Origin of the sequence: Viridibacillus sp. FSL R5-0888 (assembly GCF_038009105.1) — a bacterium.
Taxonomy (GTDB): domain Bacteria; phylum Bacillota; class Bacilli; order Bacillales_A; family Planococcaceae; genus Viridibacillus; species Viridibacillus arenosi.
Window position 1 is genome coordinate 1,949,073 of the sequence record NZ_JBBPAU010000001.1, and the last position, 23,597, is coordinate 1,972,669.

26 protein-coding genes and 3 pseudogenes are annotated in these 23,597 nt (G+C 33.6%); 16 read left to right on the top strand and 13 right to left on the bottom strand.

The features are described 5' to 3' along the window. The first annotated feature begins 206 nt into the window (after positions 1-206). The 5 genes and pseudogenes from MKY02_RS09695 to MKY02_RS09715 all read left to right on the top strand — a co-directional run. On the top strand, positions 207-989 hold the full coding sequence (locus MKY02_RS09695) for an ABC transporter ATP-binding protein (protein ID WP_038182436.1): 783 nt from the start codon (positions 207-209) through the stop codon (positions 987-989). Then, a complete protein-coding gene (locus tag MKY02_RS09700; protein ID WP_038182432.1) occupies positions 979-3,033 on the top strand; it encodes an ABC transporter permease in 2,055 nt (684 codons plus the stop codon). The genes MKY02_RS09695 and MKY02_RS09700 overlap by 11 nt, the downstream gene beginning before the upstream one ends. Before the next feature lie 10 nt (positions 3,034-3,043). Further along, positions 3,044-3,556, top strand: coding sequence for a response regulator transcription factor (locus MKY02_RS09705; protein ID WP_340711080.1), 513 nt, complete (start codon positions 3,044-3,046; stop codon positions 3,554-3,556). Between the two features lie 33 nt (positions 3,557-3,589). Beyond that, positions 3,590-3,691, top strand: a complete 102-nt coding sequence (locus MKY02_RS09710) for a helix-turn-helix domain-containing protein (protein WP_340711082.1) — start codon at positions 3,590-3,592, stop codon at positions 3,689-3,691. A 166-nt stretch (positions 3,692-3,857) separates the two neighbouring features. Next, positions 3,858-4,184, top strand: a pseudogene (locus MKY02_RS09715) (DUF3885 domain-containing protein); the annotation flags it as partial. A gap of 275 nt (positions 4,185-4,459) precedes the next feature. Here MKY02_RS09715 and MKY02_RS09720 read toward each other — a convergent pair. Then, positions 4,460-5,032: a tubby C-terminal domain-like protein gene (locus tag MKY02_RS09720; RefSeq protein ID WP_340711084.1), complete on the bottom strand. Its 573-nt coding sequence runs from the start codon at positions 5,030-5,032 to the stop codon at positions 4,460-4,462. A gap of 172 nt (positions 5,033-5,204) precedes the next feature. On the opposite strand from MKY02_RS09720, the gene MKY02_RS09725 reads away from it, so the two are divergent. Next, a complete protein-coding gene (locus MKY02_RS09725; protein WP_340711086.1) occupies positions 5,205-5,675 on the top strand; it encodes an SRPBCC family protein in 471 nt (156 codons plus the stop codon). 132 nt (positions 5,676-5,807) lie between these two features. Here MKY02_RS09725 and MKY02_RS09730 read toward each other — a convergent pair whose 3' ends face one another. The 3 genes from MKY02_RS09730 to MKY02_RS09740 form a co-directional block, all read right to left on the bottom strand. Then, on the bottom strand, positions 5,808-6,122 hold the full coding sequence (locus MKY02_RS09730) for a DMT family transporter (protein WP_038182420.1): 315 nt from the start codon (positions 6,120-6,122) through the stop codon (positions 5,808-5,810). Between the two features lie 2 nt (positions 6,123-6,124). Continuing rightward, on the bottom strand, positions 6,125-6,475 hold the full coding sequence (locus MKY02_RS09735; protein ID WP_038182417.1) for a DMT family transporter: 351 nt from the start codon (positions 6,473-6,475) through the stop codon (positions 6,125-6,127). A 99-nt stretch (positions 6,476-6,574) separates the two neighbouring features. Next, positions 6,575-7,150, bottom strand: coding sequence for a TetR family transcriptional regulator (locus MKY02_RS09740; RefSeq protein ID WP_076035060.1), 576 nt, complete (start codon positions 7,148-7,150; stop codon positions 6,575-6,577). 290 nt (positions 7,151-7,440) lie between these two features. Here MKY02_RS09740 and MKY02_RS09745 point away from each other — a divergent pair, with 290 nt between their 5' ends. Then, positions 7,441-7,941, top strand: coding sequence for a hypothetical protein (locus MKY02_RS09745; RefSeq protein ID WP_076035061.1), 501 nt, complete (start codon positions 7,441-7,443; stop codon positions 7,939-7,941). Positions 7,942-8,140: 199 nt separating this feature from the next. After that, positions 8,141-8,554, top strand: a complete 414-nt coding sequence (locus tag MKY02_RS09750; RefSeq protein ID WP_038182409.1) for a hypothetical protein — start codon at positions 8,141-8,143, stop codon at positions 8,552-8,554. Positions 8,555-9,429: 875 nt separating this feature from the next. On the opposite strand, the gene MKY02_RS09755 is transcribed toward MKY02_RS09750, so the two are convergent. Next, complete coding sequence (locus MKY02_RS09755; RefSeq protein WP_340711089.1) at positions 9,430-10,068, bottom strand: O-methyltransferase; 639 nt, start codon at positions 10,066-10,068, stop codon at positions 9,430-9,432. Then, complete coding sequence (locus tag MKY02_RS09760; RefSeq protein ID WP_340711091.1) at positions 10,055-10,441, bottom strand: hypothetical protein; 387 nt, start codon at positions 10,439-10,441, stop codon at positions 10,055-10,057. The genes MKY02_RS09755 and MKY02_RS09760 overlap by 14 nt, the downstream gene beginning before the upstream one ends. 265 nt (positions 10,442-10,706) lie before the next feature. Between MKY02_RS09760 and MKY02_RS09765 the strand changes: the two genes are divergently transcribed. Next, the gene (locus MKY02_RS09765) at positions 10,707-11,267 is read left to right on the top strand and encodes a GNAT family N-acetyltransferase (RefSeq protein ID WP_340711093.1); all 561 of its coding nucleotides are present in this window, start codon (positions 10,707-10,709) and stop codon (positions 11,265-11,267) included. Between the two features lie 67 nt (positions 11,268-11,334). On the opposite strand, the gene MKY02_RS09770 is transcribed toward MKY02_RS09765, so the two are convergent. The 3 genes from MKY02_RS09770 to MKY02_RS09780 form a co-directional block, all read right to left on the bottom strand. Further along, positions 11,335-12,216, bottom strand: coding sequence for a DMT family transporter (locus MKY02_RS09770; protein WP_340711095.1), 882 nt, complete (start codon positions 12,214-12,216; stop codon positions 11,335-11,337). 272 nt (positions 12,217-12,488) lie between these two features. Beyond that, a complete protein-coding gene (locus MKY02_RS09775; RefSeq protein WP_340711097.1) occupies positions 12,489-12,848 on the bottom strand; it encodes a hypothetical protein in 360 nt (119 codons plus the stop codon). Continuing rightward, positions 12,799-13,149 (bottom strand): hypothetical protein, encoded by a 351-nt coding sequence (locus MKY02_RS09780; protein ID WP_340711100.1) that lies wholly within the window; start codon positions 13,147-13,149, stop codon positions 12,799-12,801. Before MKY02_RS09780 ends, MKY02_RS09775 begins: the two co-directional genes overlap by 50 nt. Positions 13,150-13,540: 391 nt before the next feature. Here MKY02_RS09780 and MKY02_RS09785 point away from each other — a divergent pair, with 391 nt between their 5' ends. After that, positions 13,541-14,170 (top strand): hypothetical protein, encoded by a 630-nt coding sequence (locus tag MKY02_RS09785; protein ID WP_038182392.1) that lies wholly within the window; start codon positions 13,541-13,543, stop codon positions 14,168-14,170. A gap of 272 nt (positions 14,171-14,442) precedes the next feature. Here the strand turns inward: MKY02_RS09785 and MKY02_RS09790 are convergent, their stop codons facing one another. Beyond that, entirely contained in the window at positions 14,443-14,973 is a 531-nt protein-coding gene (locus tag MKY02_RS09790; protein WP_038182389.1) for a GNAT family N-acetyltransferase, read from the bottom strand. 238 nt (positions 14,974-15,211) lie between these two features. Between MKY02_RS09790 and MKY02_RS09795 the strand changes: the two are divergent. Both MKY02_RS09795 and MKY02_RS09800 read left to right on the top strand, forming a co-directional pair. Further along, positions 15,212-15,523, top strand: a pseudogene (locus MKY02_RS09795) (daunorubicin/doxorubicin resistance ABC transporter ATP-binding protein DrrA); the annotation flags it as partial. Continuing rightward, a pseudogene (locus MKY02_RS09800) lies at positions 15,489-16,335 on the top strand (ABC transporter permease). The pseudogenes MKY02_RS09795 and MKY02_RS09800, both read left to right, overlap by 35 nt. Positions 16,336-16,440: 105 nt before the next feature. Here MKY02_RS09800 and MKY02_RS09805 read toward each other — a convergent pair. Both MKY02_RS09805 and MKY02_RS09810 read right to left on the bottom strand, forming a co-directional pair. Next, positions 16,441-16,824 carry a hypothetical protein gene (locus tag MKY02_RS09805; RefSeq protein WP_038182383.1) on the bottom strand — a complete coding sequence of 128 codons (384 nt, stop codon included), beginning with the start codon at positions 16,822-16,824 and terminating at the stop codon, positions 16,441-16,443. 74 nt (positions 16,825-16,898) lie between these two features. Next, positions 16,899-17,762, bottom strand: a complete 864-nt coding sequence (locus MKY02_RS09810; RefSeq protein ID WP_340711103.1) for a LysR family transcriptional regulator — start codon at positions 17,760-17,762, stop codon at positions 16,899-16,901. A 148-nt stretch (positions 17,763-17,910) separates the two neighbouring features. Between MKY02_RS09810 and MKY02_RS09815 the strand changes: the two genes are divergently transcribed. The 4 genes from MKY02_RS09815 to MKY02_RS09830 all read left to right on the top strand — a co-directional run bounded on the left by MKY02_RS09815 (position 17,911) and on the right by MKY02_RS09830 (position 22,691). Further along, on the top strand, positions 17,911-19,098 hold the full coding sequence (locus MKY02_RS09815) for an MFS transporter (protein WP_340711105.1): 1,188 nt from the start codon (positions 17,911-17,913) through the stop codon (positions 19,096-19,098). A gap of 498 nt (positions 19,099-19,596) precedes the next feature. Continuing rightward, the gene (deoD, locus tag MKY02_RS09820) at positions 19,597-20,316 is read left to right on the top strand and encodes a purine-nucleoside phosphorylase (protein ID WP_038182374.1); all 720 of its coding nucleotides are present in this window, start codon (positions 19,597-19,599) and stop codon (positions 20,314-20,316) included. 127 nt (positions 20,317-20,443) lie between these two features. Continuing rightward, positions 20,444-21,775 (top strand): MFS transporter, encoded by a 1,332-nt coding sequence (locus tag MKY02_RS09825; RefSeq protein ID WP_038182372.1) that lies wholly within the window; start codon positions 20,444-20,446, stop codon positions 21,773-21,775. A gap of 175 nt (positions 21,776-21,950) precedes the next feature. After that, positions 21,951-22,691: a GntR family transcriptional regulator gene (locus tag MKY02_RS09830; protein WP_038182369.1), complete on the top strand. Its 741-nt coding sequence runs from the start codon at positions 21,951-21,953 to the stop codon at positions 22,689-22,691. Positions 22,692-22,730: 39 nt separating this feature from the next. Here MKY02_RS09830 and MKY02_RS09835 read toward each other — a convergent pair whose 3' ends face one another. Beyond that, positions 22,731-23,516 carry a formate/nitrite transporter family protein gene (locus MKY02_RS09835; protein WP_038182366.1) on the bottom strand — a complete coding sequence of 262 codons (786 nt, stop codon included), beginning with the start codon at positions 23,514-23,516 and terminating at the stop codon, positions 22,731-22,733. Between the last annotated feature and the right edge of the window lie 81 nt (positions 23,517-23,597).

The window sequence follows — 23,597 nt, forward strand, 5'->3', positions numbered from 1 at the left end:
TCTATGATTTTAAATTGTAGATGTAATCGGTAAGTACATGATTCTCCTTTTCTAGCCCAGTCTATAAAGCATTGTCTCCTTTAAGTCGCCTAAAGTTGGATATAAGTAGATATAAAGTTCTTTCGAATCTTACAACAACTGTAAGAGTAATTTCCCGATTTTTTGTAGTAAGGTATTGCTAGGAATAAAAATGGGAGGCTAGACAGATGAATGCTTCGAATAAATTACTTGAAGTGAAGGAAGTACGTAAAGTTTTTGGTGAGGGACAAAATGAAACAATGGCATTAAAAGGCGTAACTTTTGATGTTTTACCAGGCGAGTTTCTTGGCATTATGGGTGCTAGTGGTTCAGGCAAGACGACGCTACTAAATGTAATCGCCACAATGCTGAAGCCAACATCAGGACAAATATTGCTAGACGGGCAAAATATTTCGTCGTTCAAAGGATCACAACTCGCTGCATATAGAGGCGATCAAATCGGGTATTTATTTCAGCAATTTGAACTGATTGATAATTTAACGGCGAAAGAAAATATCATGCTGCCGTTAGCGATTCATGGGATTAATTTAAAGGAGCAGGAACAAGCGTTGCTGCAATTAGCGAAACTATTTGATATAGAAGAACTGTTAAATAAATTTCCGTCACAATTGTCTGGCGGTCAAAAGCAACGGGTTGCAGCAGCGAGAGCGCTTATTTCAAATCCTAGCATTGTGTTAGCGGATGAGCCGACTGGTGCGTTAGATACGAAAAACGCCAAGATTTTAATGGAGAAGCTGTCTGAACATAATCAACAACAGGAGTCTACTATTTTAGTGGTGACCCATGATGCGAATGCGGCTAGCTATTGCTCAAGAATTTTGTTTATCCAGGACGGTGTCATTTTCCATGAACTGCGTAGAAATGTACCGGGCGAATCGCAGGAGGCATTTTATGAGCGAATCGTTATGGTGATGGCGCAGCTTGCTGGAGGTAGTAGTAATGTTCTTTGACTTTGTGAAACGCAATAGTCGCAAAATGCGGAAGGAAAACGGTGTGTATTTCGCATCGCTCATCGTATCAATTGTGGCGTTTTATGTGATCTTGTCTTTAGGTGAGCAAGATGTGATGCTGTATTTGAAGACGATTGAAAGTGATGCGGTAGAGCGATTGTTTTTATTAATTCCAGTGCTTTATGCAGTTTCATTAGTGTTCGTGTTCTTCCTCGTGTATTTTGCGAATCGCTATCAGCTGCAGCAACGCAGTCATGAGTTTGGCTTGTATTTAATGATGGGGATGAAGCAAAGTAAGCTGTTTCTTATGATTATGGGCGAAACGATTTGGAATGGCATTGTGGCCCTGTGTATTGGTCTGCCGATTTCATTGTTTTTAACAGAGCTTATTAATTTAACGACATCACGTTTAGTTGGCATGGGGATTATAGGCCATGCATTCCGTATTTCATGGACAGGCATTAGCTTGACGATTTGTGGCTTCTTCCTTGTGCAACTGCTAGCCATGCTTATTTTAAGCTTTACGATGAGCCGCAAAGAGCCGATTGAATTACTTCATGAGGAAAAGGAAAAATCGCAAAGTACAATGACGCCTAAATGGGGCGCCGTGAGCTTACTGTCTGGAGTGGCTTTATTATTCGGGACGATTTTTTTATGCATCGCTTACGGCATGTCGATTTTATATTTACGAAATTTTGATTATCGCGTATTTGCGCTGATTTTGCTTGTTGGTGTGTGTGGGACATTTATTTTATTCCGTGGCTTAGGAAGTGTGATTGGTGTTTATGTGAAGCGAAAAGGCAGCTCTTCAACAGGTTTGTCGATGTTTACGGCGAGACAGCTACAGGAAAATGTATTGCATCAATGGAGTTCACTAGCAATATCATCATTACTAATTTTAATGGCGATGGTTTGCTTCGCGTTTGGTACGTCGACAGCGTTAACGAATAGCGCTGTAGCTAATCGAACGGTTGATTATACGTTTAATGGTAATGAAGATGAAATTAAGCCTTTGGTTAAATCCGATGAGCTAGCACCTTACGTTGATAGTTATTATAGGATGGCGTTACATAATTTCTACCCACCTGAAGATGAGCCAGTATTAAATTATCATTTTGCATGGACGGGCTTAATAGAAACAGTATCGAGTCAAGACGATTCAGAGCCAAAAGAGATTTTATTAAACAACTTATCGATGCAGTATACGCCGTATTTTATTTCATTATCGAGCTATAATGCGATGCTTGAGGCAGCTGGAAAGAAGCCGATTCAGTTAGCTGATAATGAGGTGGCCATGTATACAAGTGACGATACAGGCGCTAGTTATGATATATTAAAAGATATATTGAAAAAGAGTCAGACTGTAGAAATAGCTGAAAATGAATACACATTATTGCCGACGTTATATTCGGATCAGATTGTGGCGGATAGAGCCATTACGTTAATGTATTCATTAATTGTGCCGGATGCATTATTCGAGCAATATTTTGACGCTGATGAAACTTGGCTTTGGAATATGACGTTAAAAGACGAGTTCATTGAAGAAAAAGGGCTTATGCAGGCGATGCTTGAAGTCGATCAAGTGCTTAATTCGACAGGCTTGCAGTATGAGAGCTATCTTGCGAGCATGGGCAGACAGCTATTTTACACGGTAGCAGGCAGTTATACAACGTTTTATTTAGGTGTGATGTTTTTAATTATTGCCAATACGGTGCTAGGCTTAAACTTTTTAATGCAGCAAAGAAGCACGCGTAGTCGCTATCAAACGTTAGCGATGCTCGGTGCAGATGTGGAATCAATTTGTACATCAGTACGCAAGCAAATTTGGCTATACTTCATCTTAGCTATTTCGGTTGCATTTGTTAGTGGAATTTTTGGCATTTGGTCTTTATTAACGGCCATGCCTGCAACTGTTTTCAGTCTTCAAAATGGTATCGTCATTGGTTTAGTGGTGCTATTATTTATTGTAATTGAAGTTGGCTATATTCGAATGATTCAACGAAAAAGTGATGTAGAAATTCGAAAGTTAAAAGAAATTGAGTAGAGGTGATGGCATGGCGAATATTGTCATTGTAGAGGATGACATTTTCCTACGCGAAGAATTACAAAATATTTTACAAAAGGAGGGGTACTCTGTAGTGAGTATCTCTTCTTTTGATACACCTGTTGAAGAAATCATCGCTGCCAAGCCCGGATTAGTCTTGTTAGATTTAAATTTACCTAACTTATCGGGTTTTCAAATTTGTCGTACTTTAAAAATGAAAGGAATTGGTCCGATTCTAATTTTAACTGCTCGTAATCAGATACGAGATGAGTTGCATGCATTAGAGTTAGGAGCCGATGACTTTTTAACAAAGCCCTGTCATTCGAAACGACTCATTGCAAGAGTACAAAAGCTACAACAGCTATATGCCAAAATGCCGATGTTTTTAAATTGGGGAAATTTCCAATTAGATTTGAAGACGAATGAATTATATATTGGTCACAATTCACTTTCATTATCTGAAAATGAAGGCGCCATTATGAAGCTTTTAATACAACATGGACCGGCAGTTGTGGAAAAGTAGTGAATTTGTGGACGAAAATATACTACAAGTAACATGACTAGACTTCGTAAAACATTGGATAAGGTAGGTATGTCACATAATATTAAAACGGTCAGAGGCGTTGGCTATCAATTAATAGTGAGTGAATCCCCATGAGGCGATTAGATTGGCTCCATATTTTACAGCAATCGCGTCAGTGGATTTTACTCCTATGCGTAAGTAGCGGTTTTTTTATTTTTTTAGCGTGGGTTGCGTATCCAGAGACATTTAAACTATTAGTTTTGACGATGCTCATTTTTACTTTTGTAACCATTTTGATTGGGAAAAAACAATTCCTTATATTTTTTCTGACGATGATGAAGAACGAACATATAAAACACACAGATTTTCTTTAAAATGTAAAACCTCTGATTTCAAATACATCCCTATGTTAAAAGTAATCTGCAATCATGATATAGGAGTTAGACCAAGCATTTTTCATAGAGTCCATTTTATTAACATCAACAGGAAAACTATTTTTCACATTTATGATGATAGGGGATGTGATCTATTAGCGACATCTCCCGAAACAATAAGAGATGTTTATGATAAATACAACGATTGGATATTAGATTACGACAGAAATGAAATAGACGAGGTATTTAAATAAGGAATATCTTCTTATTCAACAAGTACAAGCGGGTGCATTAGTTCTTTGATATTATTTAAAGCCAAATTACAAAAAAGCTGCAGTTAAGTCAACTTAATGCAAGCTTTTTTTGATTCAAGTAGAGAAATCAGCTAGATTCTTATTAAATTTTCATGCCTATGTTAGAGAAAAGATTACTTGGCGACTTTACGTTCATTTTCAATGGTAACTGAAATCCGATAAAACTTCTTAGGTCGACCTAGCAGTTTTCCCTACTTATGTAGAGGGTAGTTGCATTAAAAATCAAAAAGGGAAAAAGATTTAACTAAAATTGTACTATCATATCGGTTATAGTAATACAAACTGTGATAGAGGACTGCCATTAATGCTGCTAAATTGGTATCATCTTCTTTAAAAAGAGTAATGATTACATTATCTAACTCATCCGAATTCCTAGTGTCTACAAGCTTAACTGTAGCAATTTCTTCATCATTTTTAAATAAACGTACTTCTGCAGAATAGTGTTGAAGAAATACGTATGTATCTGAATTATCTTGCCACGTATATTTACTTTCGATTAGTTGCTCACGCTCTCTTTTCAGAACTATTTGCTGAAGTGGTGTTGTTAACATGTAGTCTAATTTAAATCGGTATTTTAAAGCGTTTATACTATAGATGTTTTTTTCATTTAGATCCACTGCTACAAAGCAATAATTAAGAGTAAAACTAAATAAATTATTTACAATACGAGTCAATATTCTTGGTTTTCGCTTTTTTATGTAACAATGAACGTTACCATTTTCATCTGTAAGTGGTAATCTATCTTGCATCGACATGTGTTTAGGGATTTTATATGAATATGTGTACAATATTATTCCTCCTGAATAGGTTTAACTATAATTGTTATTGTACAATAAATTCTTAGAAGTGTTTTTATTCATTTTTTGTAACGGTGAACTAACTCATGAGCCTTAATGTCAGTCATAGTTATTAAACTCAAAAATATTGAGCTATAGACATAACTACAGTAAGATAATGTAAATGACTAGCTTTTTATTTTATAAAAAGGAGATGATTTCACTGAATACTCAATCAAATAAGAATGCAGTTGTAGTTTATAACTTTAATATTTCATCAGATAAGGTTTTTGAAGCTTGGATTGACCCCGATAAGGTAATGAAATGGATGTTTCCAAAAGGGGATATTCAACGTGTAGAAATTGACAGAAGCGTGGGGGGCTTTTTCTCATTTGTTGATTTGAGAGAAGGCAAGGAGATTGACCATCGTGGAGAGTATTTAGAAATTGAACGACCGAAACGACTAGTATTTACTTGGGGTATTCCAAAAGAAACACCGGATGCGGCGCGAGTTAACATTGACATAGTTTCAATTAAGGCAGGATGTGAGCTGACTTTAACTCATGAATTACTTCCTGATTGGTCAGACTTTGCACCACAAACGGAGCAAGCATGGCGAAATATGCTAGAAGCTATGGATAAAGTATTATCTTAACGAAAAAGATAACTTTGAATGAGAAATAAATAAAAAAAAGAACTAGTAGCCATTATAAAAGACCCCAGCCATTTGCTCGTTTCCGAATTAATGACGGGGTCTTCGATATAAATGAAATATTCTATTACTAAATTAAGAAACAGCCTTCAAACCAGCTACTCCGATAACTATCGCAATAATACTAATAATACGTGCTACGCTTTTGGATTCTCCAAACAGAATCATATTGATCAATACAGCACCGACAGTACCGATACCGATCCATACAGCGTATGCAATACTTAGTTGTAAATAGTTAAACGAAGTGTAGAGGAGGGCAAATGATAAGCCGAAACCTCCAACGTAAAGAATCAAATTTCGAATTGTTTTATTCTGACTGTATAACTTTAAACCGATAACTCCTACAATTTCCGACATTGCAGCTAAGAATACAAATATCCACCCCATCGTTAGTGCACTCCTTTCAAATCATTTTCATCATTCGTATGATTATCAGCTAATTTTAATCCAATAACACCCGCAACAAGAATAACCATGAAGATTCCTTTTGCTAAACTAAATTCTCCACCAAAGATAAATACATCCATTAATGTCGTTCCAACTGTACCGATCCCTGCGAAAATAGCATAAACAGTTCCGGTAGGTAAGTTCTCACAAGCTTTAGATAAGAAGTGGAAATCTATCGCAATAATCACCAATATAATAGCCCAATGCCACCAAGTACTTGCGGTATTAAAACCGAAGACCCAAATTAATTCAAACAAACAAGTTAAAGCAACATACATCCAATCTTTAGTCATATTTAACATTCCTTTCGTAATAAATATCAGCTAACTTTTTCTTTGTCAGTACATAATGACTGACTATCAGTCATTTTTATGATGCAAAAGCTTCATAATTTAAATACGAAGCCCTAATGCATGATGTAAAAAATCGAGTAATTCTTGTTTTTGAAGTGTTGCATTTTCTTCATCTAAATCATCATATAAATAAATTTGTTCAGCTGCAGATTCAATTAGACCAATAATCAATTTAGAGGATCGTTCAGTAATAAGTGAGTCGCGTATATCTCCGGCATTTTGAGCTTGTTTTAAGAAGTTGTTCATCCATTCATAAAAAGGTGCATAAATGGTCTCCCATTCTTTCAAATGCTCAGTTTGAGTGATTCCAGCATAAACAAGTGCAAAGACGTCACGATATTCTTTTGTTAAATAGAAAACAGCATCTACAATTTGATCTAGTTGTCCTTCAATCGACTCATTTTCTTGGAAGCGATGGTTCACTTCTGACATGATTTTCTCTACCATAACAGCCGCAATTGCTGGCATTACGGATAGTTTAGATGGGAAATATAAATAAAAAGTACCTTGAGCTATTCCAGCAGATTTTACAATATCAGATACTTTTGTTTTTTCAACACCTTTTTCACGGAAAACATCGATAGCAGCAAGAATAATCTTTTCTTCTTTTGACATTTTATAACCCTCATTTCATGACTGACTGTCATTCATTTTATAGAATACGTGTTAATTTGTCAAAAATATTGATTTATAATAAGAGAAATGAAAAAGTATTTTTATCGTTTGAATCCGTTTAATTACATTGTTGATACGTGATTCTTATAAATGTCTGCTTTGAAATTAAATCGAAAGAGTGTATTCATGAGGATAAAATATAAAGCTATCTATAGATGTACATGTTTACACAAACTATTTTTTAGATTTCCAAATAATGTACAATGTAGATTATAAAGGAGTTGGGATAGATGAAAAAAATAAAAAGTCACCTTTATTGTTATATATATATTTTGAGTTCAGTCGTAACAATTGGCGCTTTTATTTTTGCTAATTTAACAACAATTTCTCCTACTAATTATGGAGGGGGAAATGGTAATTTTGGTTTATTGCCATTCTTCTTTTTATTTCCATTTATTATTGTTTTCATCTCAATGACTATCAGTTATATGCATGAATTTATGTATCGCAAGTTGCAGAAGGGAACTATTCGAAAGATTGTCGCTGGAAGTTTATTGGGGATGATCTTGATTGTAAGCATTACTCTTATAAGGGCAATTCAATTAAAATCACTTCTTGCCGAAGTAAATCCGATATACCATGAAGAAACAAAAATTCCTTTACTAAGTATCTATTCCAACGCAGTCTTTTTTAATTTTTTTACTTATACATTATTAATACTTCTTTGTTTGTTTATTAGTGGAATAATGGCATATAAAGATAAACAGAAAAGTAGCATGTCAGTTTTTTAATAGAACTTCTTCTCAAAAGTACGATATCTTATTACAACGTGTCAGAAATCCTATTAAGCAACAATTGATATGTTGAGAAAAGTATAATGAATGCTATTAAACCGAAGTAGTAGAGTAGTTAAACTTTTGATTGTTGCGTTATAATCAAAAGAAAATATGGTTTTCTTATTGAAGATAAAAGCAAAGGAAGTTGTTATTGATGAGTTTAGCTAGTTATATCGGTTGTTTTGTTGAAATACCTATTACACCTGAGAAAGAGCAGCTTGAGGCTTTATTTTTTGTAGATGATTGTTTTTCAGGGGAAAAAGAAAAAGAAAATGTGAAAAAGCATCAGTTTACGACACCTTATGTTTACGAAGTATCAAGCCATTGGGGAATTGAGATTACAAAACATATGAATCAAGAAACTTGTGAAGAATCGAAAAAGAAACTTATTGCTTTATGTGAAATGATGAATCATTACCTTAAAAAAGGTGATTATTTCGAGTTGTTTAGCTGTTGGGTAGGCGAAGAGAGAGATGAACGAGAAGGAGAAATCACATTAAAACTAGGTGAATTAAATATTGATAATCTCGAAATTCCAGAAAAAACTTACTTACGTATTTATAAATAAATTAATGCTGTTTTCTCAAAGATTGTTTCTTCTCGGAAGAATAGGGTTAAAAGCGACGGAAACCCAGAGATAATCTACAAAATAAGTACTTGTAGAATTAACTCTGGCTTTTATTAATTGTAAATCCTAGAGAGAATATTTATTTCAAATGTCGTTGCATCAAGTTCTAATTCTATTTTACTGTCTTCGATTCCGAGTTCCTCACAACTTATAGATAATTTATTTTCTGACCAACCATTAAATTTAATCAGATCCATTGCTATTGGAATGTCTAAGAGTGTTGTCTATCCTTAATTGTTTCTCCTATTAATTCAATATTGTAATAATCAGCAATAATGAAATCTCCAAAAGGTGTTACTGTTAAATCTTGATATATTGTTTGAGTTTCATCTATTGATTTAAATTCAGTTAATTCGCCACTTACACAATCAATTTGAAATAGATAATCAGAAGTAGCAACTAGAGTCTGATTATGTTTACTAGATAATGCAACAGCTCGTTGCGCTCCTCTAAATTGACCGCACCATTCATAATAATTCTCATCTTCAAATTTGATCCAAGTCCAATCTTGAGAATTCCACTGATTTGAAATATCATAAATTCTCTCTTTGAATTGTCCTGAATATGGTTGTTCTAAATTTCAGCTTTCGTTATCAAACCGTCCATCCTCCAACAAAAACAATGCAATACCAATAATTTAAGAGTACTCATATTTTATATAAGATATAGGAATATTTCTAATAGATTTTTAAAAATCCCTTTATAAGTAGCATAAGCATAAAGTGTAAAAGCCAATTAAAAACTCCAATTTGAAAAAATAATCAAAAGGGAGTTAAACTGTTCTAACTAAGTATGCTGTTTGATAAAAAATTCAATTATTTCTTCACTTTTGAAATAGTCATCCCGTCACCAATTGGAATAAGAATAGATTCTAATTGAGGATGATTAGCCACAATTTCATTAAATTTCTTCATTAATTCAGTATAGCGTTTAGGCTTCACTTCCTGGTCTACTACACTACCTTGAGCAAGTACATTATCAGCTACTATTATAGCTTCTGAATCAGCAAGTTTAATACAATATTCTAAGTAATTTTCATAATTTTCTTTGTCAGCATCGATAAAGAAAAAGTCAAATCGTTTATTATCCTCAACTAGTTTTTCAAGACTCTGCAATGCTGGACCAGTTAGATAAGACACTTGATCTCCGAAGCCTGCTTTTGATAGATTGTTGTTTGCTAACTCTGCGTATTTCTCTTCTAATTCAAGAGAAGTTAATTTTCCTTCTTTTCCGAATCCACTTGCAAGGCAAATTCCACTATAACCTCCTAGTGCACCTATCTCAAGAACGTTTTTAGCACCTGAAATGGATATAAGCATAGTTAAAAGTTTCCCTGAAGAAGGAGATACCGATATGGAGGGCATTCCATTTTCTTCGATGGATGAAATGACTTCCTTCAAATGAGTATAATGATTTTGAAACACTGAATCGATATAATTATTAATTTGTTTCATTAGTTTCAATTCCTCCCTCATCAATAGATGATGAATCTTTACTATCCAATTCCGAAATTTCTATTTCTTCAGTATCATTGGGAATATCCATGGCTTCATTCTCTTGTATTTCAAATAATTGAATAAATTCATTGATTACCATATCAATGGCTTTTAATTCACCGACTAAAATTGGATGAATAGATTGAAACTCGGGTTTATCTAACTGCTGCTTAATAGTGGAACGCTTTAGATTCATTCTTTCTAAAAAAGCAATTGCTCTACCTCTACGAAAAGTTTTTGGTCCACGCTCTCCAGAACCACCTCTTCCTTTATGACGCTCACTTCGATGATGTCCTTCTTTCTTAAAATCCTTAAATTTTCCATCTCTCATTAAAATTCCTCCTTATTTGTATACCATTGTATACAAATTGTTATATTAATGATTGTATACATTTGTATACATATTGTCAATTTTTGATTCAAATGAATAGACTTCAATCGGTATACTGTTTTTTTATTTGTTTTAATTAAAAAGCTATAGGGGAATCGCTCCAAAAAATACAATTCCATCTATTTATAAGGAAAAATATGTTAAAGTTATACTTGAGGATTTTAACATAAAATTCGAATGATGAAGTAAAGTAGGGGGTAGGAATATGGATATTTCAAATTTACAATTTGAGACGCAAAGATTGATTTTACGTCCTTATAAAAAAGAGGATTATCTCAATTGGTATACACAGTTTGATAATCGATTGCCTTCGCAATACAAATATGATGATGGTAAACCTTTAAATATGTCTACATCTACTGAGGAATGGTTTATCGACTGGATAAATGGATTTGATCAATCAGCAAAGAAGGATGAAATGTATATCCTCGGGATTTTCCGCAAAGAAGATGGTGTGAATGTTGGGAAAGTGGAGCTAATAACGATACTGAGGATGGATTATCAATGGGCGATGATGGGTTATTCTATTCATAATCAGTTTTGGAAAAATGGGTATGGAATAGAGAGTGTCGAGGCTGCAACTGCATTGTTTTTCTCTACTTTAGATTTCCATAGAATTGAATTACATATTAATATAGATAACAATCCTTCCAAAACACTGGCTGAAAGAGCAGGGTATCTCTTTGAATGTGAGAGAAAAGAGTTTTCTTATGAGGATGACATATGGACGGACTTTTTAATCTATTATAAAAATCGTAGTTATTGAAAAATCAATGCACTTAACAAAGTGAACAAAAAAACAACGGCAGATATATTAGCCGTTGTTTTTTCGTTTAATTTGTCTTTCTTTGCTGGACTAGAAATATAGCTAAACCAATTAAAATAACGACAATACCTACAGCTTGCTCTAGGGAAATGACTTCTCCCAAAATGAAGTAAGCAAGAATACAAGTGCCAATCGTTTCTCCTAAAATACTCATTGAGATAACTGAAGTGCTGATCCATTTAATTAGCCAATTGAAAATTGTCTGCCCTAAAATAGTTGCCACAAATGCTAGACCTAATAAAGCCCACCATGTAGTTGAAGAGTAGTTAGTAAATGATTCATTCAGGCAAAGTGCATAGATGGCTAAAAAGATTGCGCTACTCCCATAACCTATAACTGAATATGGAATAAGAGATAACTCCTTCCGAACAGATTGTCCAATAAAGAAATAGCCAGTAATAATACCTGCTGCGATAAAGGCTAAAATATCTCCGTATAGTGCGTCGCCGCTTATTTGTAAGTCCTGCCAACCAATAATAAGGCTACCTAAAATCGCCACAAAGCAGCCAATAATAGCCCCTTTAGAAAAGCGTTCTTTAAATAGAAAATAACCCCCAACCATAGAAAATAGAGGTTGTAACGTTACAATTACTGTCGAACTAGCAACAGATGTGTATTCTAAAGATTCAAACCACAATACATAATGAAAGGCTAAAAATAATCCGGAAAGTATCCCTAAGCCCCATTGTTTTATAGTTAATCCAACAAGTTCTTGTCGATATCTCTTTTTCCCGATTAAAAAAGGTAACAATATGAGCATCGCAAAAAATAAGCGATAAAATGCAGTAATGGCTGGTGGGGCATTTGCAATTTTTACAAAAATAGCAGAAGTTGATAACGCAAATACAGCAAAGAAGAGCGCTAGGTATGAAAAAAGTGAGGATCGCATGATGTGTACTCCTGTCTAGTTGTTTAAAATCTTGAACAAAGCCTAGTATATTGTACATCATATTAGAGAGAATATTATACTTATAAAGCAACTTTTTTTGGTATTTTATAATATAAGTTCAAAAGAAGGGAAAGCACAGTGATTCCATGGTTGAGCATTCTAGAATTACTCACAAATACTATACATAAAACAACTTCAGGATAGTTATGAATTAAAGTATAATTAAGCAAAAAAAGGTGACCCATGATATTCATACACTGGGACACCTTATTTTAGTTGATCTTTACATGTTTATTATTATAAACAAAAACCTCTATTCTTTTGAGTTCATCCTTATAAAATGAATTTGTTAATGACTTCTTGATTTCTAATTGGATTTCTTTTCCTCGATTGATATTGAATAAAGTGGTTTTTTGTATAGATGTATTTATTTCTACAAGTAGCTTCTTATCTTTATCTCTTATACGTATACTTTCAATTTCTGTAAATTTTTTAGCTTTAAGGTCTTCTTGAAATTTCGTAGTTAGTTCATCATTTCTTTCTAATGCTAATTCCTCTGCATCTGGGTAATCTATGACTTGCTTATAAACATCGATTGAATAATTTAAAAAGTGTTTGTTGTGATGATTCATGAATGATCTTTTTAATACTATTTTCAATTTTGTTAATATATTGTTGGTTACTATTTACTTGTATATTAATTTCTTTTACTTGAGAATCAAAACCGAGTGTAACTATTTTAAAATTTTGTTCCATTAGTTTGGGGTGTATTTTTTTCATTAAAACTTGAAAATTATCATTTAATACTTTTTCCGAATGTGTTCCAGGTTCCATTGCAAATGCGATTTTAGTATTTCGATATGCATCGTGTAACCAAATCCCACTAAAGAGTAAACAAAAGATAAAACCAACTGAGGCTATATTTTTTTTCAAATTGAATATCTCCCTCCACAAATTTTAAATGTCTATAATTCGCTGACAGTGCCAAAAATTTTAAAATCCAATATAGTATGTTCTATTCAGAAAAAATAATAAAAACAAAATAAAAACAAAATTTCACAGTGTTAAGAAAAGAAATTCATAGTTACAGGATATGTCTTTTTATCGGTTATCAAAATACAACTTTAGGTGATAGGACTTAATATGGCTAATTTTACATAAAATTTAGTTGGATCAATTTAACTATTATAATCAAATTAATGGGGATTTTAACCTGTTTTATTATAAAAAGTACTAAAAAATGGTTATATTATGATAGAATTTGTGAATGTGGATATTTATTGAAAAGAAATATCTGTTTAAAAAAAGGAAGGAAGTGTAGGCTTTGATGAAAAAAAGCGGAAAGAAACTTAAAAAAGGTATGGTCATGTCAATGGTCGTAGCAAGTACACTATTATTAAGTACATTGGGAGGAGTAGAAGCTCAAGCTGCAACAAATAAAACACAGCAAATAACTAAATCTGCAGCCGTTACACAAGTGTCTGCGACGGTCTCGAAAAAAGGAGTATTAACTTACCCTAAGAAATTCAGTATGAAAAAGGTAACAAGTGAATTAAAACCAGAAGCGGCTAAACTTATAAAAATCTATGGTAACTCCCTTAATACAGGAAAAACTACCTCTTTCAATTCTTATGTAAACAAACATGTAGCTGAGCACGGAAAAAACGACTATTTACTTGGTCACAAATATACTAAGGACAATTATAGTAGAAAAATAAAAGGCATGCGAAAAGTCAATTCCAAGAAAATATTATCTACTTATTCTAAGGCTCTAAACAAAGTCTCAACTTCCAAGGTAAAAGTTTATGATACATATAAAGGAAAGGGATTTGCTACATTTACTTATGAATATCGACCAAAAGAATTTGATGCTTTTGGAACTATCGCTATAAAATTTAGTTTTACTCAACTGAAAAATGGTAAATATGTGTTGGAATATCTTTATTATCTTTAATAAGACACTGGAATAATCTAAGACGGTAATCTATTAAAGTGTGGGGAGCCTGGATGTGCATAGTTGTATTTGAAAAAGTGTATTAATAAAAGCATTCATAATGAATTGCCTTTTTTCTAGCGCTATTCATATCGATGTTCTAAACCAATAAACTTATAAATGAATTAAAACCCGCTATATGCAAAATAAAAGCAGAACTAAAAGATAATCTTTAGTTCTGCTTTTATAGTTTATGGAACACGTGGACGTCCTTGAAGATAAATGCGCAAAATCTAAATAAATAATCCCATTACCAATGTATTATAGTAAACGCCATTAATGAAATTGTCTTTTTTTAGGAGTCCTTCTTTTTCAAAACCGAGCTTTTCGTATAATTCAATGGCGAAAGTATTATCTTCTCTCGTAACAAGACTAATTTTTTTAGTTACCCCATTTGAAGTTGCCCAATTAATCAGTTCTTCCATCAATATTCTACCTAATCCTTGTCCAACCAACTGTTCGCTCACAACAATGCCTAATGTTCCAACATGTTTCGTTCTATCTTTTTGGCTAGAATTAATAGATGCTATGCCTATAATTACATCCTCTAAAGTTGCTATTAAAATTATAGAGTTTTGTTCCAGTGATGTAGAATCTATAAACTTTTTATACTCCTCCACATCCCTATTAAATTCATTTTTTCCGAATGAAAGAAAATCTGTTTCTCCACCTACGACATTGTAGAAATTAATCATTTGCTGAGCATCATTTCTAGTAGCTTCTTTTATCGTTACTTCATTGCCATTTTTTAAACGAACTTTCATGATAACTATCAACTTCTCTCTATATAAGATGGATATAAAAGATTGATACGATATTTAATTAAATAATGAAGAGCAACTAATCGATTTTCCGATAATGGGTTCTTCTTCGTTAATAACAGATTAGCAAATCTTCTAGAATCGTTCAACTTTAGGTTTTTGCTTCATCATCTAGAAATATTAAGGTGAACAGCGTCATAAGTAAATGAGTGTCTTTTAATTAATTTATACTAGATTTAAAACCTCATCATTACATTTAAGCATTCAAAATCCGCGGGATATAATGGACGCTCGTCAAACCATTGAACAAGTGCTTAAAGTTCAGACATCAATTTCTTCGGAAGTGGGGAAGATAACGGCCCCAATGGCGGATGCTGACAAAGTCACAGATCTACTGATTGCTCTTCGTCAAAAAGGAATCAGACTAGATGAGATGAGTGTACAGAAACCAACACTAGACGAGGTCTTTTTGACCATTACGGGTCATGGTGCTGAGGAGGCTGCTTCTAAGTCATCCAATGAATCTGATAAAGTGGAGGAGGGTAGAGTATGAGAGGTTCTTCTTAAAGCAGGTTGCTGGACGGCAACTACGAAAAAAAACTAGCTTTAAACAATCGGTAAGTAATTCGTTAACAATGGCTTATCGTGGTGTATTGAAGATTCGACGGACGCCAGAGCAGTTGTTTGACGTCACGCTCCAACCGATCATTTTCACCCTGATGTTCACTTACATTTTCGGTGGAGCTATCTCGGGGAACGTGTAAACTACTTGCCTGTCATCATTCCCGGTATTTTAGTACAGACCGTAATTACGACTTCAATCGTCACAGGTGTGCAACTACGTGAAGATATGGATAAGGGCGTTTTTGATAGATTCAAGTCACTGCCTATCGCGCGGATTGCACCATTGGCGGGAGCATTGTTGGCTGACACTATCCGCGCTATACAATTGCAACGGTACTCACTTTTACTATGGGTTATATAATGGGGTATCGACCAGAAGGAGGGCTAAGTCACGTTGTTTTAGCTGCGCTTTTAGTCATTGTATGTGCCTGGGCAATTAGCTGGATCTTTGCCTTCTTTGGTGTTATTGCACGTACTGCTTCAAGTGTACAGGGTATCTCTATGATCGTGCTGTTTCCTCTAACGTTTCTTTCAAATGCTTTTGTGCCCGCTGATACTTTACCAAACTGGCTACAATGGTTTGTGAAAATTAACCCGATCTCGCATCTCGTTACCGCTGTTCGAGATCTTGCAAACGCTGGCACAGTAGGTTGGGACCTAATTGCTTCCCTAATAGGAGCAACTGTCATTGTGGCCATCTTTGGACCCATTACGGTCCGTGCATATATGCGCCGGACATAAGATAAAACTCGTACTCATTATCTACGGTAAAAAGTTTCATATAGAATATAAAAAAAGTGTGTTTTGAGTAATTTTTTCAAAACACACTTTTATTTTGTTGTTTTATCAGCCTTCTGAAGACGCTAAATAACGCTTTACTTCGTTCTCAAACTTTACAATTAATATGTTATCGTGATCTTTTACAGAATAAATTTCAGCACCAATTGGTAATTTATTTGCTGCACCATTCTTGAATTCTTCCGGTTTAGATGCTTTAAACTCAATCTCCCCAACATGCTCTTTCTCTACTAATTTCAATTCGTCTACCCAATCAATTCCTGTTTGATAAATAGAATCTCCCCGTTGAAAAATATCAGCATTTGAATCTAACTCTAGTATTTCAGCTGCATCAGGTTTTTCGCTAGTATGTTCTTCAATATCTTGATCCGAACAACCAACTAACCATAAAAGGGATAAAGCAATTAAAAGTAATACTCGATTTAATTTCATAGCATTTGCTCCTTTGTAAAATTTTTCGCGAAAAGTTAATGAATAGGTTGCAAATAATTAGACGAAATAGACGATTATAAGGATTCTTCAAGAATCGATTTAATGACATTTTTTAAATGTAAAATATTCTTCTGCGTACTTTCATTCTTTTTATAGATATAAACAGTGTTAATCTCATTGTTCAACTGTAAATTGTAGCGGTGAATGTTTGTATAGTTATATAAGTCAATTAGCTTCGTATTTAACACAGCGATTGTTTGATCTATATGTAGGAAATCTTGAATACTGCTGACTGATTTAATTTCTTTTATAGTATATGGAATTTGATTTTTCGATAGAAATTCCACCATAGCTCGCGTATACATACAACCTTTACTTAATACAAGCAGTGTAACAGGTGTACGCTCGTTAAAATTAACAACATGAGAATCGTTTGAAATGACCTCGAATGTTTCAGTAGTAATGATGTCATAGGCTAAATCAGGGTAATGTTTAATTGGATTACTTGTAAGTGCACAGTCCATTTCGGAGTTGTGTATTTTTTCATTTATAGAATTACTAGATTCTACTGTGAAATCTACATCCAGTGGAATGTTATTTGTATTTAAAGAATTAACGATAGAAGCTCCATAAATCTTAATTGTTGTATGTGATGCGCCAAAGTTCACTTTTGTTTTCACTTGATCAGCACCAACGGAGTTTAAAAACCCTTGGTATTCTTGTGTAATAAGTTGCAGGTAGTTTTTATACTGAATGCCAACGTTGGTGATTTTTAGTCCTTGGGGGGTACGTTTAAAAACAGGCTGTCCGATTTCTGACTCCATTTTTTTTACTTTAGAAGTAAGTGCAGATTGTGTATAGTTGGTGATTTCGGCGGATTTACTTAAATTTTGACGTTCTAATATTTCAATTTTCAATGCAATTTCTTTGATGTTCATATTACTTGTCACACACCTTATTAAAAATTTTGATAGCGCCTATCATTTTCCTCCATTTTACGCGTAGTAGTATACAGCGTAAACTCTAGTTAACTCATTATACCGAACAAATACATAGGTGTAATAAAAAGATTTTGGAGGTACCTTGATGAATAGTTATACTAAATGGTTAATCGTACTAGTTGCAACACTATCCCAAACGGCAGCAACTTTTGTGACATATGGTATGGGACCAATCGCAACATTTTATCAAATTGAATGGAATTTATCAGCGCTACAAACAGGATTTATCGTTTCAGCTGTTAATATAGGACCTATTTTTTCGATGATTATTTTTGGTTATTGGATGGATAAGAAAGGGGAAAAACAAATCATCGGATGGGGGTCTATTTTATTAGGGCTATCAGCATTAACACTAATATTCGTTAATAATTATATTATTTTGTTGCTGTTATTATTATTAGTTGGAATCTGGTACGGAAGTGCTCAAACTGGTGGAAGCACGGCTATCGTAAAATGGTTTCCAGACAAACATAGAGGATTAGCTCTAGGCATTAGACAAACTGGTATACCAATTGGCGGAGCTTTAGCCTCAGTTTTACTAACGTATACTTATTATCATTATGAATTGTCTGCAGTACATATTGTACAGGGGATCATCGCAATTGCTGGCGGATTACTTTTCTTAGTAGCGTATCATGAGCCAAAAGAAAATATAGCTACAGCATCTAAATCAGTGTCGTTTAAAGAAAAAATGAATGCAATCAAAAACAACAAGGCGCTGTATCCAATATATATTGTGGGTATTGTAATGATGTCATTGCAGATGATTATCATTGCACACTTCATGAGTTATTTACATATAGAAGGTGATTATTCTTTAACTCAAGCAGGTGAATATTTGAGTCTAATTTTAATAGGGGGGATGGTTGGTCGAGTAGCCATTGCATGGGTGAGTGATCAATTCTTTGAGCAAAATAGAGAAAAACTATTGTTCCTTGTAATGGTTGTTACAGTAGTTCTTACGGTAATATTGCCACTAGTTATAAATGCAAAGTTAGTGATGTTACTATTTTGCTTTCTTTTAGGCTTTGTAGCAATCGGTTGGTATTCGTTATTCATTGCTTGTATAACTGAGCAATCAGACCCCCGTTATATTGGCTTAACAGTTAGTTCAGCTTTAACATTAAATCAAGTATTTATCGTCATTGCACCTTCTTTATTCGGTTTAATTGTAAATATATTAAACAGCTATCAAATAGCGCTTTATATAGCAGGAATTATTGTGGCACTAGGAGCGATTAATTTATATAGAACAAAGGTGAGAGTAGCGTAAATTGAGAGTGAGACATGTCCAATATAAGTTTATTAATACAAACTGATTTGAATTAGAATAATGTAGAGCATTCACGAAAAGAAATCTTTTTGAGAATGCTTTTTTAGTGTTGTTTAAGTAGAACTAAAAAAATATTAAGTACCAATAGGTTCTATATAAGCAATACAGCATTATTGACCAAGGAACGGTTTAGCATGTGTTTTTAGACGAATTTTTTTCTATATATAATAATAAGTTGGTTTCGATTTTATCTATGACAAAATTGTGAAAAGGCTTTCATTTTTATTATAAAAAATTAAAAATAGAATTGAAAAAAGAAATAAATATGTGCTATTTTATTTGTGTACCAATTAGACAACTTGTTGTACAAGTTAAATGGTTTATATAAGAGTTGTCTATTTACTTCCTTGAAATGAAAACGCATTAATAATTCCAAGGAAATAGAGCACCTTAGTTTAGAACCTACTTAAAAAACTTATTTAAAAGGAGACTTATTCAATGAGTACAAAGCACAAAGAAACACCACACATAAAACCTAATGGAGTAGAAATTGCAGAAACAATCCTATTACCAGGTGATCCATTACGAGCTAAATTTATTGCAGATAATTTTTTAGAAGATGTAGTTCAGTTCAATGAAGTGCGTGGCATGCTTGGATATACAGGTACTTTTAAAGGGAAAAAAATCTCTGTAATGGGTACAGGTATGGGAACTGCTAGTATTGGTATCTATTCTTGGGAGTTAATAAATGTTTTCGGCGTTAAAAACTTAATTCGTATTGGGTCTGCGGGTTCAATTCAAGATGACCTAAACTTATATGATATTGTGTTTGCAATGGGATCTGCGACAGATTCTAATTACGCACACCAATTTAATCTACCAGGTCATTATTCAATTACTGCATCATATGAATTACTTGAAAAAGCTAAGAAGGTAGCTGATGAAAAAGGATATCCAGTTCGCATTGGGAATGTTCTTGCTAGTGATGTCTTCTACAATGCTGATCCAACAGCAATGGAGCGATGGAGTAAAATGGGCATTTTATGTGCAGAAATGGAGTCTGCTGCACTTTACATGAATGCTGCGCAAGCAGGTGTAAATGCTCTTTGTATCTTAACAATTAGTGACCATATCTTCAAACATGAAAAAACAACGCAATTAGAAAGACAAACAGCATTTACTAAAATGATGGAAATTGCATTGGAACTTGCTGAATAAATAAACTCTATTAACAATTGAAGTCTGTGGGAAAGGAAGTTGTCTATTTTCCCTCATTCTCACAGACTCTTTCATTGACAAAAAAATCTAGAAAAAAAATTAATATTTCGAGAAGGAGAGCGCTAAAATGGAAGCAATAAATAATAATGCATCTGAAAATCAAAACTTTAATGCAAAAAAAGCCGTACCTGTTATACTGTTTTTCTTCCTTTTTGCCTTGATTATTGATAATTCGTTTAAACTTGTATCTATAGACATCGCAAAAGACCTTGGAATATCAGCAACTACAGTTAGTTGGCAAGCAACATTAGCAGGTCTAGTAATTGGTATTGGGGCAGTAGTTTATGCTTCGTTAGCAGACTCAATTAATATCCGTACGCTTTTAAGTGCTGGTATTATTTTTATCTGTGTCGGATCATTAGTTGGATATCTATTTAAAGACAATTTTGCAATGATTCTTTTTGGACGAATTATTCAAACAGCTGGTTTAGCATCTGCTGAAACATTGTATGTTATTTATGTTACGAAGCACTTACCTAAAGAGGAACAAAAGAAGTTCTTAGGATTAAGTACAGCTAGCTATGCAATGTCAATGTTAATTGGTTCTTTAACAGGTGGATTTATTTCGACTTACTTACACTGGACAACTTTATTCTTAATTGCTTTATTATCAATCGTTATCCTTCCATTCATCTTGAAGTTATTACCTAAGGAAGAGTCTAGGAAGGTTAATGTTGATGTAATTGGATTATTCTTAATCGCAGCAATTGCTACAACAGTTATGTTATATATTTCAGACTTTAACTGGCTATACCTAATCGGTTTTGCAGTTGCGTTGGTACTATTCTTAACTTATATCAATAAAAGCTCAAAAGCTTTAATTGATGCATCTTTCTTCAAAAACCAATATTTCATTCGTACGCTACCAATTGTATTTATTATTTACTCAGTACAATTAGGTTATATTTTCGTCTTCCCATTCATTTTAGAGGGGATATATGATTTAAAGTTAGATATGATTTCACTGTTATTAATTCCAGGTTATGTGGCGTCAGTTATCGTTGGTTCCCTTTCTGGTAAAATTGGACAGGTATTAAGCAGTAAACAAGCAACGATGATGGCATTACTTGGTATCGCAGTTGCGTTATTAATTCCAGGATTATTTACTGAAAGCAATGTTGTTATCTATGTACTTTCTATGATTATATTCTCAGGTTCATTCGCGTTAATGTATGCACCTTTACTTGATACTTGTCTTAGCACGATTCCTAAAGAAAAATCCGGAACAGCAATTGGTTTCTACAACTTAACAATCAATGTATCTGGTTCTATCGGTATTGCTTACACTGCAGCAATGCTTGATAAAACAGAAATTTCAACTATTCTAATTACCCTTTCAATTATTGTAGTTGCTGCTTTTGGTTTGTACTGGGTGTTATTAAAAAAATTAGCGAAATAAAATGAATATAAATCTTTCTTGTGAATGTGTCACAGTAAAATCTGGGACACATTTTTTACTATATATTTGAGGAATCAGAAGATTTAGTAAGCTTAAAATAAATGTTATAATACATATTAGAGGAAATAATTAGATGATGGTCCATGATCTGAAAATAGTATAGGTGTGTGAGAAGATGGAATTCAAAATCGCAAACATGCAAGAAAGAAAAAAACCATTATATATTAATGTGTATGATGAATTGTATAAGCTAATTATGAATGGTACGTTTTTGCCAGAAAGCAAATTGCCAGCCGAGCCTGAATTAGCAAAAATGTTCAAGGTCAGTAGAATGACATTAAGGCAGGCTCTTTCTCTTTTACAAGATGATGGATTGCTGAAAAGAGTACACGGTAAAGGGAATTACATTGCAAAGATTTCGAAGAATAATCCCAAAATTGGCTTAGAGAAAATAGGGAATCCTATATATAAATCTCATACGAAACAAATTGACGATGTTGAGATGAGTTTTAGAATTGATTTGGATAGTGAATATACTCAGCAAGTATTATGTAGGAAATCTGCAGCAGTTGTTGCATTTGAGCGTTGGTATAAGAGTGAAGGTGAAGTTGTAGCGTATTCCTTTACTTTTATGGCAATTGAAGCAATATCTGAATTGAATTTAGATTTACAAGATAATGATCAATTATTGGAAATGCTTGAAACTCGAATTTATGAGCTTGCGAATAGATCTACAACTGACATAAAGCGTTCCAGTTCTGTTAATTCTTCATCACAGAAACATAAAGTAGTTGGTGGAGAAGACTGTGATTTATTATTAGAGAGTGTTTTTATTCATGAGGAATATCCATTAGTTTATAATAAATACTATATACCTAAAGAATTTAGTCATTTAAGAATAAATGCTGTGAAGTAAAATGATAAGCCTCTGTAAGAAACTTACAGAGGCTATTTTTTATTCATTATCTTCTATAAATGGTTTGTTTACATAGTAGTACATGGAGGCCATAAACAATGTTCCTCCGATAAGATTGCCGATTGTGACAGGAATAATATTATGGACAATTCCAGCTATAGTAACTGCATCTGGATGTTGAGTTGCAATTGAAATTGAAAAGGTAACTAAATTGGCAATACTATGTTCATATCCAGAAATAAAAAAACAAAAAACAAATAATATCATCATGGCTATTTTTGGTCCATCGCCCTTAACTGAATAAGGAAGGAAAAAGGCAAGGCAAACAAGCCAGTTACAAAGAACGCCACGGAAGAACAATTCAAATGTTGGCACTAATGTCTTTCCCTTTGCAACACTAACTAAAAAACTATTTACCGAAGGATCATTGAAAAGTCCAGTAGCATATATCAACAATGCAAAAAGAATGGCACCGAGGAAATTTCCGACGTAACTATATGCCCAAAGCTTGCCTACATCCTTCCAGGCCATCTGCTTGCGTAAGGCAGCATATGTATAGTAAAAGGTATCACCAGTGAACAAGTCGCCACCACCATAATAAATCATGATAATCGCCACCCCGAAAGTCATAGCTGCAACCGGATAGGCAAATGGAGAATGTTCTAGGTAAAAGAAATTACCAGTTTTAAACGCTACAATCACACCAAAGCCAATGAACAAACTCGCAAGGATTGCTCTTAAGAGGTAAATGATAGAACTATGACGGTGAATAAATAATCGTTTTAATGCCAATGCTTCTATCTTTGATAATGGTTCTTTTTCCAATTGAAATCACCACGCTATTTAGTATAGATTGGATTTTGCCAATCTTTTTTACTCGTTTAGTATCTAATTTGTCGGCGCAAC